15 protein-coding genes are annotated in these 14,464 nt (G+C 73.0%); 14 read left to right on the plus strand and 1 reads right to left on the minus strand.

Going from position 1 to position 14,464, the window contains the following annotated elements; all coding sequences use genetic code 11:
- From ACS04_RS22850 to hypE, 14 genes are all read left to right on the plus strand, one after another.
- The coding region (locus tag ACS04_RS22850) for an NADH-quinone oxidoreductase subunit B family protein (protein WP_048478591.1) at positions 1 to 1,009 on the plus strand (1,009 nt) is incomplete at its 5' end.
- Positions 1,010 to 1,109: 100 nt separating this feature from the next.
- A complete protein-coding gene (locus ACS04_RS22855) occupies positions 1,110 to 2,894 on the plus strand; it encodes a nickel-dependent hydrogenase large subunit (protein ID WP_048478592.1) in 1,785 nt (594 codons plus the stop codon).
- Positions 2,891 to 3,412: a hypothetical protein gene (locus ACS04_RS22860; protein WP_048478593.1), complete on the plus strand. Its 522-nt coding sequence runs from the start codon at positions 2,891 to 2,893 to the stop codon at positions 3,410 to 3,412. Before ACS04_RS22855 ends, ACS04_RS22860 begins: the two co-directional genes overlap by 4 nt.
- Before the next feature lie 86 nt (positions 3,413 to 3,498).
- Positions 3,499 to 4,116, plus strand: coding sequence for a DUF5947 family protein (locus ACS04_RS22865; RefSeq protein ID WP_048478602.1), 618 nt, complete (start codon positions 3,499 to 3,501; stop codon positions 4,114 to 4,116).
- Positions 4,113 to 4,808 carry a DUF6084 family protein gene (locus ACS04_RS22870; protein ID WP_048478594.1) on the plus strand — a complete coding sequence of 232 codons (696 nt, stop codon included), beginning with the start codon at positions 4,113 to 4,115 and terminating at the stop codon, positions 4,806 to 4,808. Before ACS04_RS22865 ends, ACS04_RS22870 begins: the two co-directional genes overlap by 4 nt.
- On the plus strand, positions 4,805 to 6,241 hold the full coding sequence (locus tag ACS04_RS22875) for a hypothetical protein (RefSeq protein ID WP_048478595.1): 1,437 nt from the start codon (positions 4,805 to 4,807) through the stop codon (positions 6,239 to 6,241). Before ACS04_RS22870 ends, ACS04_RS22875 begins: the two co-directional genes overlap by 4 nt.
- Positions 6,238 to 6,768: a hydrogenase maturation protease gene (locus tag ACS04_RS22880; protein WP_048478596.1), complete on the plus strand. Its 531-nt coding sequence runs from the start codon at positions 6,238 to 6,240 to the stop codon at positions 6,766 to 6,768. Before ACS04_RS22875 ends, ACS04_RS22880 begins: the two co-directional genes overlap by 4 nt.
- A gap of 9 nt (positions 6,769 to 6,777) precedes the next feature.
- Positions 6,778 to 6,882, plus strand: a complete 105-nt coding sequence (locus ACS04_RS40490) for a DUF6893 family small protein (RefSeq protein WP_382983008.1) — start codon at positions 6,778 to 6,780, stop codon at positions 6,880 to 6,882.
- A gap of 155 nt (positions 6,883 to 7,037) precedes the next feature.
- The gene (locus ACS04_RS22885; protein WP_048478597.1) at positions 7,038 to 7,451 is read left to right on the plus strand and encodes a hydrogenase maturation nickel metallochaperone HypA/HybF; all 414 of its coding nucleotides are present in this window, start codon (positions 7,038 to 7,040) and stop codon (positions 7,449 to 7,451) included.
- Positions 7,452 to 7,454: 3 nt separating this feature from the next.
- Positions 7,455 to 8,417, plus strand: coding sequence for a hydrogenase nickel incorporation protein HypB (gene hypB, locus ACS04_RS22890; RefSeq protein ID WP_078865176.1), 963 nt, complete (start codon positions 7,455 to 7,457; stop codon positions 8,415 to 8,417).
- On the plus strand, positions 8,417 to 10,819 hold the full coding sequence (hypF, locus tag ACS04_RS22895) for a carbamoyltransferase HypF (RefSeq protein ID WP_048478598.1): 2,403 nt from the start codon (positions 8,417 to 8,419) through the stop codon (positions 10,817 to 10,819). The genes hypB and hypF overlap by 1 nt, the downstream gene beginning before the upstream one ends.
- Complete coding sequence (locus ACS04_RS22900) at positions 10,788 to 11,153, plus strand: HypC/HybG/HupF family hydrogenase formation chaperone (RefSeq protein ID WP_078865178.1); 366 nt, start codon at positions 10,788 to 10,790, stop codon at positions 11,151 to 11,153. Before hypF ends, ACS04_RS22900 begins: the two co-directional genes overlap by 32 nt.
- Entirely contained in the window at positions 11,150 to 12,286 is a 1,137-nt protein-coding gene (hypD, locus tag ACS04_RS22905; RefSeq protein WP_048478600.1) for a hydrogenase formation protein HypD, read from the plus strand. The genes ACS04_RS22900 and hypD overlap by 4 nt, the downstream gene beginning before the upstream one ends.
- A gap of 79 nt (positions 12,287 to 12,365) precedes the next feature.
- Entirely contained in the window at positions 12,366 to 13,355 is a 990-nt protein-coding gene (hypE, locus tag ACS04_RS22910) for a hydrogenase expression/formation protein HypE (protein WP_245236500.1), read from the plus strand.
- Positions 13,356 to 13,392: 37 nt separating this feature from the next.
- On the opposite strand, the gene ACS04_RS22915 is transcribed toward hypE, so the two are convergent.
- A complete protein-coding gene (locus tag ACS04_RS22915) occupies positions 13,393 to 14,232 on the minus strand; it encodes a class II glutamine amidotransferase (protein ID WP_048478604.1) in 840 nt (279 codons plus the stop codon).
- Positions 14,233 to 14,464: the final 232 nt, after the last annotated feature.

Consider the following 14,464-nt stretch of genomic DNA (forward strand, 5'->3'; position numbering starts at 1 on the left):
CCTCTGGATCAACGCCGGACTGAGCTGCGACGGCGACTCGGTGTCCCTGACGGCAGCGATGCAGCCCAGCATCGAAGAGATCGTCATGGGCGTCCTCCCGGGCCTGCCCAAGATCGCCGTGCACTGGCCGCTCATCGACTTCGAGTGCGGACCCGTCGGCGGTGCCGACACCTTCATCGAATGGTTCTTCAAGGGGGAGCGCGGGGAGATCGACCCCTTCGTGCTCGTCGTCGAAGGCTCGATCCCGAACGAGAAGATCAAGCCCGAGGGCTACTGGTGCGGCTTCGGCGACGACCCGGAGACCGGCCAGCCCATCACCACCAGCGAGTGGATCGACCGCCTCGCGCCGAAGGCCCTCGCCGTGGTCGCGATCGGCACCTGCGCCACGTACGGCGGCATCCACGCGATGGAGGGCAACCCCACCGGCGCCATGGGCGTGCCCGACTACCTCGGCTGGGACTGGACCTCCAAGGCCGGCATCCCGATCGTGTGCGTCCCCGGCTGCCCGATCCAGCCCGACAACTTCTCGGAGACCCTCACCTACCTGCTCTACCAGGCGGCCGGCTCCGCGCCGATGATCCCCCTGGACGACAAGCTGCGCCCCACCTGGCTCTTCGGCGCCACCGTGCACGAGGGCTGCGACCGGGCCGGCTACTACGAGCAGGGCGAGTTCGCGCAGACCTACGACTCGCCCAAGTGCCTGGTCAAGCTCGGCTGCTGGGGTCCGGTCGTCAAGTGCAACGTGCCCAAGCGCGGCTGGATGAACGGCATCGGCGGCTGTCCGAACGTCGGCGGCATCTGCATCGCCTGCACCATGCCGGGCTTCCCCGACAAGTTCATGCCGTTCATGGACGAGCCCCCCGGCGCGCGGGTCTCCGTCAGCGCCAGCGGGGTCTACGGCACGCTGATCCGCAAGCTCAGGTCGATCACCGAGCACACCGTGGACCAGGAGCCCAAGTGGCGCCATCCCGGACGGCAGTTGACCACCGGCTACCGCAAGCCCTGGTGAACCCGGCCGCCCCGTCCCCGGCCCCGCCCGCCGCCTCGTCCACCGATCCGGCTCCACCTACCTCCAGCTCCGGTCTCCAAGAAGGGTCACGGCAGACAAGATGACACCGAAGACGAAGGCGGCCGGCGACGGCAGCGGCCTGGTGGAGATGGCCTGGGATCCGATCACCCGGATCGTGGGCAGTCTCGGCATCCACACGAAGATCGACTTCAAGCAGAAGAAGGTCGCGGAGTGCTACAGCACCTCGTCCGTCTTCCGCGGCTACAGCGTCTTCATGCGCGGCAAGGACCCCCGCGACGCCCACTTCATCACCAGCCGCATCTGCGGGATCTGCGGTGACAACCACGCCACCTGCTCCGTCTACGCCCAGAACATGGCGTACGGGGTCAAGCCGCCCCATCTCGCCGAGTGGATCATCAACCTGGGCGAGTCGGCGGAGTACATGTTCGACCACAACATCTTCCAGGAGAACCTGGTCGGGGTCGACTACTGCGAGAAGATGGTCCGCGAGACCAACCCCGGCGTCCTCGAACTCGCCGAGCGCACCGAGGCCCCGCACGCCGGTGACCACGGCTACCGCACCATCGCCGACATCATGCGCTCGCTCAACCCCATCGAGGGCGAGTTCTACCGCGAGGCCCTCCAGGTCAGCCGGTACACGCGCGAGATGTTCTGCCTGATGGAGGGCCGCCACGTGCACCCCTCCACCCTCTACCCGGGCGGCGTCGGCACCATCGCCTCCGTCCAGCTCTTCACGGACTACATGAGCCGCCTCATGCGGTACTGCGAGTTCATGAAGAAGGTCGTCCCGCTCCACGACGACCTGTTCGACTTCTTCTACGAGGCCCTGCCCGGGTACGAGGAGGTCGGCCGCCGGCGCGTCCTGCTGGGCTGCTGGGGCGCGCTCAACGACCCCGAGTACTGCGACTTCACGTACGCCAACATGACCGACTGGGGACGGAAGATGTTCGTCACCCCGGGCGTGGTGGTGGACGGGAAGCTGGTCACCAACGACCTCACCGAGATCAACCTCGGCATCCGCATCCTGCTCGGCAGCTCGTACTACGACGACTGGCAGGGCCAGGAGAAGTTCGTCACCCACGACCCGCTCGGCAACCCGGTCGACGCCCGCCACCCGTGGAACCAGCACACCATCCCGGCCCCGCAGAAGCGCAACTTCGACGACAAGTACAGCTGGGTGATGTCCCCGCGCTGGTTCGACGGCAAGGACCACCTCGCCCTCGACACCGGCGGCGGCCCCATCGCCCGCCTGTGGTCCACCGCCCTGTCCGGGCTCGTGCACACCGACTACGTCCAGGCCACCGGCCACAGCGTGGTCATCACCCTGCCCCGCACCATGACCAAGCCCGAGACCCGCTTCGAGTGGAAGATCCCGCAGTGGAGCAACGCGCTGGAGCGCAACCGCGCCCGCACGTACTTCCAGGCGTACGCGGCCGCGATCGCGCTGCACTGCGCGGAGAAGGGCCTGGCCGAGGTCCGCGCCGGACGCACCCAGACCTGGGAGAAGTTCGAGGTGCCGGACGAGTCCATCGGCGTCGGCTTCACCGAGGCCGTGCGCGGTGTGCTCTCGCACCACATGGTGATCCGCGACGGCAAGATCGCCAACTACCACCCGTATCCGCCGACCCCGTGGAACGCCAGCACCCGCGACACCTTCGGCACCCCCGGACCGTACGAGGACGCCGTCCAGAACACCCCGATCTTCGAGGAGAACTCCCCGGAGAACTTCAAGGGCATCGACATCATGCGCGCCGTGCGCAGCTTCGACCCCTGCCTGCCCTGCGGCGTCCACATGTACGTCGGCAGCGGCAAGACGGTCAAGCAGATGCACGTGCCCACCGGCCTGAGCGGACTGGGCGGATGAGCGCGACGGTGACCGACGCCCGCGAGGCGGGCCGGAGGGTGGACGAGGTGCTCGAGCGGCTGGCCGCCTCCGGCGACCGCGAGGCCTGTGCCGCGGCCGAGGAACTGGTGCGCGTGCTCATGGACTTCTACGGGGCCGGGCTCGCCCGGATCGTGGAGAAGCTCGGCGTGGAGCGCCTCGGCGGACTGCTCGACGACGAGCTCGTCGCGAGCCTGCTCGCCCTGCACGACCTGCACCCCGAGGACGTCCACGCCCGGATCGCGCGCGCCCTGGACTCCGTACGGGACCCCGTCGAGCTCGTCGCCTTCGACGCGGCCACCGGCGTGCTGCGCCTGCGGTCCGCGCCGGGCGGGGGCTGCGGCTGCGGTTCCGGCGCGGACGCCGTACCGCAGAGCGTCGAGGACGCCCTGGCCTGCTTCGCCCCCGAGGTGACCTCGGTGGAACTCGAAGCGGCCGAACCGCCCCTGCCCCTGCTCCAGATCGGCACCCGCCCGCAGGCCCCGGCGCGGGCCCGGTGAACGCGGCGCACCCCCGGCCGGCGGCGGAGCGGGGCCCGGGCCCGGCCGGGGCCCCCGCCTCCGCCGCGCCGCGCGGCCCGCGCGGCCTGCGCCGGTTCACCGGGCCCCGCCCGCCCCGGCCCGAGCGCTGCGAGCTGTGCGCGGTGGCGGTCCCCGAGGGCGGCCACCGCCACCTGGTGGAGGTCGAGAAGCGGGCGCTGGTCTGCGCCTGTACCGCGTGCGCCCTGCTGTTCGACCGGCCCGGCGCCGCCACCGGGCGTTTCCGCGCCGTCCCCGACCGCTACCTCACCGACCCGGAACACCGGCTCGGCGAGGGCGCCTGGGAGCAGCTCCAGATCCCGGTCGGCGTCGCCTTCTTCTTCCGCAACGCCGCCCTCGACCGGCTGGTCGCCCTCTATCCGAGTCCGGCCGGGGCCACCGAGAGCGAGCTGGATCCGGCCACCTGGCAGGACGTACTCGGCGGCGGGGCGCTCGCCGCGCTGCTCGAACCCGATGTGGAGGCACTGCTGCTGCGCCGGACCGGGGGCCGCACCGAGTGCTACCTCGTGCCCATCGACATCTGCTACGAGCTGGTGGGGCGGATGCGGCTGCTGTGGCAGGGCTTCGACGGCGGCGCCGAGGCGCGGGCCGCCCTCGACGCCTTCTTCGCGCAGGTGGAGCGCCGGGCCAAGGTCCCGGCCGGAGCGGGGGAGGGGCGGCCGTGACCGACTTCTCCTTCGCGTGCACCGGGGTGCGCGCCGACCCGTACGCGGTCGGCCCCACCCTCGTGTTCCGGCTGCGGATCACCACCGCACCGGACAAGCGCGTCCACGCCCTCGCGCTGCGCTGCCAGATCCGCATCGAGCCGGCCCGGCGCGGGTACGGAACGGGCGAAGCCGCCGCGCTCCACGACCTGTTCGGCGAACGGGCCCGCTGGGGCAACACCCTCCAGCCCCTCCAGTTCGCGCAGGTCTCGCTGATGGTCCCCAGTTTCACGGGGGAGACCGAGACCGACGTGGTCGTGCCCTGCTCGTACGACATGGACATCGCCTCCGGCCGCTACCTCAGTGCCCTGGAGGAAGGCGAGGCTCCGCTGCTGATGCTGTTCTCGGGCACCGCCTTCACCGGGGCGGGGGGCTTCCAGGTCGAGCCGGTCCCGTGGGACCGCGAGGCCCCGTTCCGGATGCCCACCGAGGTCTGGCGGGAGATGGTCGAGCAGCACTTCCCCGGCTGCGGCTGGCTGCGGCTGCCCCGCGAGACCATGGCGGAGCTGCTCGCCTACCGCTCCCGCCACGCGCTCGCCTCCTGGGAGGCGACCGTACGGGCCCTGCTGGACGCAGCGTCCGAGCCGCCGCCCCCGGACCCCGCCTGGGCCGGCGCCGTGCTGCCGCGCGCCGCCGAGAGGAGCGCGCCATGACGACGACGGCACCGGCGCCATCCCGCTTCGCCGTGGCCCGCCAGGTGGCCGACGCCGTCCTCTTCGAGGGCTACGTCCTCTACCCGTACCGGGCGTCGGCGGCCAAGAACCGGCTGCGCTGGCAGTTCGGCGTCCTGGTCCCGCCCGCGTGGGGCCCCGCGCAGGGCGAGCACACCTTCCAGCGCACCGAAGTGGTCATGGAGCCGCGCGGGGCGGCCACGCTCGCCGTCGAGCTGCGCTTCCTGCACGCGCAGCGGCGGACGGTGGAAGAGCTGCGCCCGGACGGCTCCTTCGCGGCCGTCGCCGAACTGCACCTGCCCGACCGGGTGCTGGTCCCCTGGGACGAGGGAACCGAGGAGCGCGTCGAAATGAGCGTCCCCGTGGCCGAGTTGGAAGCGGGCGAGGTCACCCTGCCCTTCGTCCGGCCCGCCCGCGAGGAGACCGAACCGGTCCTCGGCGCCGACGGCGAGGAGGTGGGCCGCCTGGTGCGGCGCACCGAGCGGGCCGACGGGGTGCTGCGGCTGCGCGCGGAGCAACTGGACCTACCGTACCGGGCGTTCAAGCTCACCGCCGTGGTCGAGAACACGAGCGACTGGACACCCGGCGCCGACCTCGCCGGGGGAGCGGACCGCGACGCGGCCCTGCCCCGCTCACTGGTCGCCGCCCACCTCCTGCTGGGACTGAGCGCCGGATCCTTCCTCTCCATGACCGACCCGCCCGAATGGGCGAGGGCCTCCGTCGCCACCTGCGCCAACCGGCACACCTGGCCCGTCCTGGCGGGAGAGCCGGGCAGCAGCGACGTCGTGCTGTCCTCGCCGATCATCCTGGAGGACCACCCCGGCATCGCCCCCGAGAGCATCGGGGCGATGTACGACGCCACCGAGATCGACGAGATCCTCGCCCTGCGCACGGCCGCCCTGACCGACCAGGAGAAGCGCGAGGCCCGCGGCACCGACCCGCGCGCGGCCGCCGTCATCGACCTGGCCGAGAGCATGCCGCCCGAAGTGCTGGAGCGCCTGCACGGCGCGGTCCGGGCGCTGCGCGAGATCACCGACCCCGGTGCTCCCGCGCCCACCCCGGAGTCGTTCTCCGAACTCTTCGACGAGGACCCCGTCTTCAGACCGGAGACCCCCTGGTGGGACCCTGCGCACGCGGATCCCGCCGGTCCGGCCGACGACCGGATCCTGATCGACGGGACCTCGGTGGGACCCGGCAGCCGCGTGATCCTGCGCCCGGGCCTGCGGCGCACCGACGCCCAGGACCTGTTCCTCCAGGGAGCGGCCGCCCGGGTCGAGGCCGTTCTCCACGACGTGGACGGCGGAGTGCACCTCGCCGTCACCGTCGAAGGGGACCCGGGCGCCGACATCCGCCGCGAACAGGGCCGCTTCCTCTACTTCCAGCCCGACGAGGTCGCGCCCCTGGAGGACGTGTGAACGGCCGCGTCCTGATCGCCGGCATCGGTAACGTCTTCCTCGGCGACGACGGCTTCGGCGTCGAGACCGTCCGCAGGCTGGCCGAACCCGGGCACGGGATGCCCGAGCACGTCGAGGTCGTGGACATCGGCGTGCGCGGCGTCCACCTCGCCTACCAGCTCCTCGACGGCTACGACACGCTCGTCCTGGTGGACGCCACCGCCCGCGGCGGAGCCCCCGGCACCCTGTACCTGATCGAGGCCGCCGAGCCCGGCTCCCTCGCCCCGCAGGGCCCCGTACTCGACGGGCACCAGATGTCCCCCGACGCGGTGCTCGCCCTGCTGGACACCCTGTGCGCCGGTACGGGCACCTCGCCGCCCCGGCGGATCTGGGTCGTCGGCTGCGAACCCGGCTGCCTGGAGGAGGGCATCGGCCTGAGCGCCCCGGTGGCCGCGGCGGTCCCGGAGGCCGTACGGATGGTCCTGGACCTGGTCCGCCGCCACGACGGGGACCTGCGCGAGCAAGAGCACAACGCCACCGCCACCTGAGGAGAACCCATGAAGAAGGCCATCATCGGCGGCGTGGCCGCCGCCGTCCTCGCCTGCGCGCTGAGCGTGGTGCTGCCCGACCTCCAGCGCTATCTGCGGATCCGCCGCATGTGATCCCGGTACCCGTGGCCCGGGACCGGCGGCCCCGAGGTCCGCGACGTGCGAACGCCCCGGCGCCCGAATGGCGTACGGGGCGTCGGCGCGTCGGCGTGCCCGACAGCCCCCCGCGGCGGCGACCGGTCTAATGAGGCCCGGCAGGACGGAGCCCCATGCACGAGATGTCGATCGCCATGGCCGTGGTGGGCCAGGTGGAGGAAGCCGCCGAGGCCGGTGGCGCGAGCACCGTCGCCTCGGTCCGGCTCCAGGTCGGGGAACTGGCCGGGGTGGTGCCCGAAGCCCTCGCATTCTGCTTCGAACTGGCCTGCGCGGGAACGGCCTTGGAGGGCGCCGAGCTCGTGACGGAGTCCGTCGCGGCCCGCGCGCACTGCCGCTCCTGTACGGGCGACTGGGCGGTCGGCATGCCGCCCCGGCTGGTCTGCCCCGGCTGCGGGCAGGCGACGGACGTCGAGCTCCTCACCGGGCGCGAGCTGCAGATCCTCAGCGTGCACTGGGAGGACGGCCCCGGCCCCGACCGCGTCCGCACCCCCGCCCCCACCCGCGAACCGATCCCCGAGGAGCGCTGAACCATGTGCCGTGTGGTCGACCTGAAGCAGGCGGTTCTCGCCAAGAACGACTCGGCCGCGCACGCCCTGCGCGCCGAACTCGGCGCCCGCGGCACCACGGTGGTCAACCTGCTGTCCAGCCCGGGCAGCGGCAAGACCGCCCTGCTGGAGCGCGAACTCGGCCTGGCCCGCGAGCGCGGGGTCCCGGTCGCCGCCCTCACCGCCGACCTCGCCACCGAGAACGACGCGACGCGGCTGGCGCGTTCGGGCGTACCCGTCAAGCAGGTGCTCACCGACGGGCTCTGCCACCTCGAAGCGCACATGCTGGGGCGCCACCTCGACGGCTGGATGCCCGAGGACACCCGGCTGCTGTTCGTGGAGAACGTGGGCAACCTCGTATGCCCCGCCTCGTACGACCTCGGGGAGTCGCTGCGCGTCGTCCTGGCCTCGGTGACGGAGGGCGAGGACAAACCGCTCAAGTATCCGACGGCGTTCGGTCTGGCCCAGCTCGTCGTCGTGACGAAGACGGACATCGCGCAGGCGGTGGAGTTCGACGAGGCCGCCTTCCGCGCGCACGTCCAGCAGGTCAACCCGGGGGTGGAAGTGGTGCTGACCTCGGCCCGCCGGGGCGAGGGCCTCGGCATCCTGCTGGAGCGGGCGCTGGCGGTGGGCGCGGGCGGCGCGGCCCACGTCCCGGTCATGTCCCGCCGGCACCACACGCAGGAGGGCGACCACCACCGCGTCGAAGGCCCCGGACAGGACCACGGCCACGCCCATGCCCATGGCGCCGCCCACGACCACGGCGCCGCCCACGACCACGGCCACGCCGCCGGCCACGCCCACGACCACGGTCCGGGGCACCACCACGCACCCGGCAACGAACAAGGGCCCGGACGCGGCCGCGGGGACGAGCACGGCCCGGGGCACGAGCACGGTCCGGGGTCCCGCAGCACCCACCCGCACTCCGGCGTCGTGCCCACCCGCTGATGGAGGCCGTGGAGCGCCGCCGGGTCACCGTGCGCGGAGTGGTGCAGGGCGTCGGCTTCCGGCCGTACGTGTACACCCGCGCGACCGGTCTGGGCCTGGCCGGACACGTCACCAACACCCCCGAAGGGGTGGTCGCCGAGGTCGAGGGCGCACCCGCCGCGGTATCGGCCTTCTGCGAGCGGCTCGCGGCCGACGCCCCACCGCTGGCGGTCGTCGACGCCGTCGACCACCACGAGGTCCCCGCCTCCGGCGGAGCCGGCTTCACCATCATCGCCTCCCGCTCCGGCGGCCCCGCCCGGACCCTCGTCTCCCCGGACGTGGCCACCTGCGCCGACTGCCTCGCGGAGCTCGCCGACCCCTCCGACCGGCGCCACCGGCACCCCTTCATCACCTGCACGCACTGCGGACCCCGCTTCACCATCGTCACCGGGCTGCCGTACGACCGGGCGCACACCACCATGGCCCGCTTCCCCCTGTGCCCCGACTGCGCCCGCGAGTACGCCGACCCCGCCGACCGGCGCTTCCACGCCCAGCCGGTGGCCTGCCCCGCCTGCGGACCCCGGCTGCGCCTCCTCGCCGGCACGCCGCCGCGCGAGACGGCAGGCGCCGACCCGGTGGCCGAGGCCCGCCGGATGCTGGCCGACGGGGCGATCCTCGCGGTCAAGGGCCTCGGCGGCTACCACCTCGCCTGCGACGCGGGCAATCCCGCCGCCGTGGCCGAGCTGCGGCGCCGCAAGGCCCGGGGGAACAAGCCGTTCGCCCTGATGGCCCGCGAAGACGCCGACATCGAAGCCCTGGTCCACCTCGGCCCGGCCGAACGGGACCTGCTCACCGGGCCCGTGCGGCCCATCGTCCTGCTGCGCCGCCGCCCCGGAGCCGCCGGGGAGCTCGTCGCCGACGCCGTCGCCCCGGGCAGCCCCGACCTGGGCGTGATGCTGCCCTACACCCCCGTGCACCACCTGCTGCTCGGACTCCCCGGCGACCCGCCCGGCCCCCGGCTGCTCGTCATGACCAGCGGGAACCTGTCGGGCGAGCCCATCGTCACCGACGACACCGAAGCCCTGGACCGGCTGGCCCGGCTCGCCGACGCCTGGCTCACCCACGACCGCCCCATCCACGTCCCGTGCGACGACTCCGTGGTGCGCGCCTGCGACGGCGAGGTGCTGACCCTGCGCCGCTCCCGCGGCCATGCGCCACTGCCCCTGGACCTGCCGCTGCCCGTACCCGCGTCGCTGGCCGCCGGGGGCGACCTCAAGAACGCCTTCTGCCTCGGCGAGGGGCGCAAGGCCTGGCTGTCGGCGCACATCGGCGACATGGACGACCTGGCCACGCAGTACGCCTTCGAACGCGCCGAGCAGCAGATGGAGTCCATCACGGGCGTGACCCCCGGGCTGCTCGCCGTGGACCGGCACCCCGGCTACCGCTCGGGCCGCCTGGTCCGCGGCCGGGCCGCCGGCCGCCCGGTCGCCGGGGTCCAGCACCACCACGCGCACGTCGCCTCCGCGATGGCCGAACACGGCGAGGGCGGCGCCCGCAAGGTGATCGGCTTCGCCTTCGACGGCACCGGATACGGCGACGACGGGGCGGTGTGGGGCGGGGAGGTGCTGATCGCGGACTACGGCGGGTACACCCGGTTCGCACACCTCGCCTACGTCCCGCTGCCGGGCGGCGACGCCGCCGTACACCGGCCGTACCGGATGGCCCTGTCACATCTGCGCGCCGCCGGACTCGACTGGGACCTCGACCTGCCCTGCACGGCGGCCTGCCCGCCCGAGGAACTGCGTCTGCTGCGGCGTCAGTTGGAGCGGAACCTGCACTGTGTGCCGACCTCCAGCATGGGCCGCCTCTTCGACGCCGTCTCCTCCCTGGCGGGCGTCTGCCAGCACGCCGGGTACGAGGCCCAGGCCGCCATCGAGCTGGAGGGCGCGGCGGTCACGGCGAGTGCCACCGAGGCCCGTGCGGACGACGGCGCCGGCTACGCGTTCGCCCTCCGGCCCGCGGAGACCGGCGGCCACGAGGCCGAGGCCCCGCTGACAGCGGACCCGGCCCCCGTGCTCGCGGCGGTGGTGCGCGACGTACGCGCGGGCATCGCACCGGCCGTGGTCGCCGCCCGCTTCCACGCGGCCGTCGCCGACCTCGTGGCCGCGCTGGCCGTCCTCGCGCGCGAGCGCCACGGACTCGACACCGTCGCCCTGACCGGCGGGGTCTTCGCCAACACCCTGCTCTCCTGCGCCTGCGCCCGCCTGCTGCGCGAGCGCGGCTTCACCGTACTGCGCCACCACCGCGTCCCGCCGAACGACGGGGGGCTGGCCCTCGGCCAGCTCATGGTGGCGGCCCGCGCCCCGCGACACCCACAGCAAGGAGAGGGCCATGTGCCTGGCGGTACCCGGCAGAGTGCTTGACATCGGGGAGAAGGACGGCACCCGCATGGCGACCGTCGATTTCGGCGGGGTGGTCAAGGAGGTGTGCCTGGAGTACCTGCCCGACCTCCAGGTCGGCGAGTACGCCATCGTCCACGTCGGCTTCGCGCTCCAGCGCCTCGACGAGGAGTCGGCCCGGCAGACCCTCGAACTCTTCGCGCAGCTCGGCATGCTCCAGGAGGAGTTCGGCGACCCCTGGGAGCGGGCGGCCGCCGAGGCGGGCGTGGCCGACTGGCCCTTCGCCGACGACCCCGCGGAGCAGCCGCAGCACGCCGGGGGCGCCGGGGACGCAGTACAGGAGGCTCAGCAGCAGTGAAGTACATCGAGGAGTTCCAGGACCCCGAGCTGGCCCGCCGCCTGCTCGACGACATCCACGCCACCGTCACCCGCCCCTGGGCGCTGATGGAGGTGTGCGGTGGCCAGACCCACACCATCATCCGGCACGGAATCGACCAACTCCTTCCTGAACAGGTCGAGTTGATTCACGGACCGGGCTGTCCGGTGTGCGTGACCCCGCTGGAGGTCATCGACAAGGCGCTGGAGATCGCCTCACGCCCCGACGTGATCTTCTGCTCGTTCGGCGACATGCTCCGCGTGCCCGGATCCGGCCGCGACCTGTTCCAGGTGCGCAGCGAAGGCGGGGACGTACGGGTGGTGTACTCCCCGCTCGACGCCCTGCGCATCGCCCAGCAGAACCCCGCGCGGGAGGTGGTGTTCTTCGGCATCGGCTTCGAAACCACCGCCCCGCCCAACGCCATGACGGTGTATCAGGCCAAGAAGCTCGGCATCCCCAACTTCAGCCTGCTCGTCTCCCACGTGCGGGTGCCCCCGGCCATCGAGGCGATCATGACCTCGCCGAGCTGCCGGGTCCAGGGCTTTCTCGCCGCCGGGCACGTGTGCAGCGTGATGGGCATGGGGGAGTACCCGGAGCTGGCCGCCCGCCACCGGGTCCCCATCGTGGTCACCGGCTTCGAGCCGCTGGACATCCTCGAAGGCGTACGCCGGGCCGTACGGCAGCTGGAGCGCGGCGAGCACACCGTCGACAACGCCTACGCGCGCGCCGTCCGCCCGGAGGGCAACCCGGCCGCCCTCGCCATGCTGGAGGACGTATTCGAGGTCACCGACCGGGCCTGGCGGGGCATCGGCGTCATCCCGCGCAGCGGCTGGCGGCTCTCCGCCCGCTACCGCGACTACGACGCCGAACACCGCTTCTCGGTGACGGACATCGCCACGCAGGAGCCCGCGGAGTGCCGCAGCGGCGAAGTCCTCCAGGGACTCATCAAGCCGCACGAGTGCGAGGCGTTCGGCACCACCTGCACCCCGCGCACCCCGCTCGGCGCCACGATGGTATCCAGCGAGGGCGCGTGCGCCGCGTACTACCTCTACCGGCGCCTCGATCTCGCGCCGGCCGCCCGGACCGCACCGCTGGAGGCGAGCCCCGTTGTCTGAAGCCCCGTCCGACTCCGCCGTTCTCGACGTCACGGGCTGGACGTGTCCGGCCCCGCTGCGGGACCGCCCCCGGGTGGTCATGGGCCACGGCGGCGGCGGCGCGCTCTCCGCCGAGCTCGTCCAGCACGTCTTCGCACCCGCCTTCGGCGGCGAGGTGCTCGCCCAGCTCGGTGACGCGGCAGCGGTCACCCTGGGCGGGGCCCGCCTCGCGTTCTCGACCGATTCGTACGTGGTGCGGCCGCTGTTCTTCCCCGGCGGCAGCATCGGCGACCTCGCCGTCAACGGCACCGTCAACGACCTGGCCATGAGCGGCGCCCGGGCCGCCTACCTCTCCTGCGGGTTCATCCTCGAAGAGGGTGTGGAGCTCTCCGTGGTGGCCCGGGTCTCCGCGGACCTCGGCGCGGCCGCGCGGGCCGCGGGCGTCGAGGTGGCCACCGGGGACACCAAGGTCGTGGAGGCGGGCCACGGCGACGGCATCTACCTCAACACCGCCGGCATCGGGCTCATCCCGGACGGGGTGGACCTGCGCCCGCAGCGCGTCGTACCGGGCGACGTCGTCATCGTCAGCGGGGAGATCGGCCTGCACGGCGTGGCCATCATGAGCGTCCGTGAAGGCCTGGAGTTCGGGGTGGACGTCCAGAGCGACTGCGCGCCGCTGGGCGGTCTCGTCCAGGCCATGCTCGCGGTCACCCCGGACCTGCACGTCCTGCGCGACCCCACGCGCGGCGGGCTGGCGGCCGCGCTCAACGAGATCGCTGCCGCCTCGGGCGCCGGGGTGGTCATCCACGAGGGTCGGGTACCGGTCCCGGAGGCCGTCGGCAACGCCTGCGCGATCCTCGGCCTCGACCCCTTCTACGTGGCCAACGAGGGCAAGCTGGTGGCCTTCGTACCCCGCGAGCACGCCGACGCCGTCCTCGACGCGATGCGCGCGCACCCGCTCGGCCGCGGCGCGACGGTGATCGGCGAGGCGGTCGAGGCCCACCCCGGTCTCGTGGTGGCCCGTACCGGCCTCGGCGGCACCCGCGTGGTCGACCTGCCGATCGGGGAACAGCTGCCCCGCATCTGCTGAGACCGGCCCCCGGGCGGCGCCGCCGGCGCCGGCGCCGTCAGGGGAGTTCGGGGATGAACGGGAAGTAGTCCTCCACGGCGGCCGAGGGGAGGACCGCGTAACTGGCCTCGGGGAGTTCGTTCCACACCCCCGGAAGGTCGCCGAGCGGTTCGGAGACCACCAACCGCGTCGCGTCCGAGACCGCCCGCAGGAAGGGCAGTTCCGGGTACAGCTGCCGCACCGTCTCGGCCCTGCTGCTGTAGAACAGCGAGCGCGACCGGCCCGCGCTGGAGTAGCGGAAGGCCCAGACCCGCTCGCCGTCGCTGACCGCGATCGTCATCTGCATCGGGTCGGCGACGCCGTGTTCCTTGCCGACGCGCTCCACCAGGCCCGTCATCCGGGCGACCGCCCCCGGCGGGTCCTGGTCGAGGCCGTAGGTGACGGCCAGGTAGAACATGACCTCGGAATCCGTCGAGCCCTCGATGCACGGGAACAGCGCGGGGTCCACGGCCATGCACAGATCGCGCTGGAGGCGGTGGAAGTCGGTGATGGCGCCGTTGTGCATCCACAGCCAGCGGCCGTGCCGGAACGGGTGGCAGTTCGTCTGCTGAATGGCCGAACCGGTGGAGGCGCGGACGTGGGCGAAGAACAGCTTCGAGCGCACGTGTGCGGCCAGTTCCCGCAGATTGCGGTTGTTCCAGGCCGGTCCGATGTCCCGGAAGATCGCCGGAGTGCCGCCACCGTCGTCGCTGTACCAACCGATCCCGAAACCGTCGCCGTTCGTCGACTCCACGCCCATGCGCGAGTGGAGGCTCTGGTCGATCAGCGAGTGTTCCGGCTGGTAGAGAACCGCGTCGAGCAGCATCGGCGAGCCGGAGTAGGCGAGCCAGCGACACATCCGCATCATCCCTCTCCTGCGCCTCGTACGAGCCTATCGCGGCCGCGCTTGCGCTGCCTCGCGCCTTGACGCGCACGCCCTCGCTGTGCTGCGCCGTACGGGTACGGTCCGCCGCGCCGGATCCTCGCGTGCCGGGCGCCGGGCGCCGGGCGCCGGGCGCCGGGCGCCGGGCGGCGGACGTGCGGGTGAGCGGGTTCTCGGGGGCGCCGCGGGCGGTGGCGGGGCTGCCGCT

Source organism: Streptomyces roseus (genome assembly GCF_001044425.1).
Taxonomy (GTDB): Bacteria; Actinomycetota; Actinomycetes; order Streptomycetales; family Streptomycetaceae; genus Streptomyces; species Streptomyces roseus.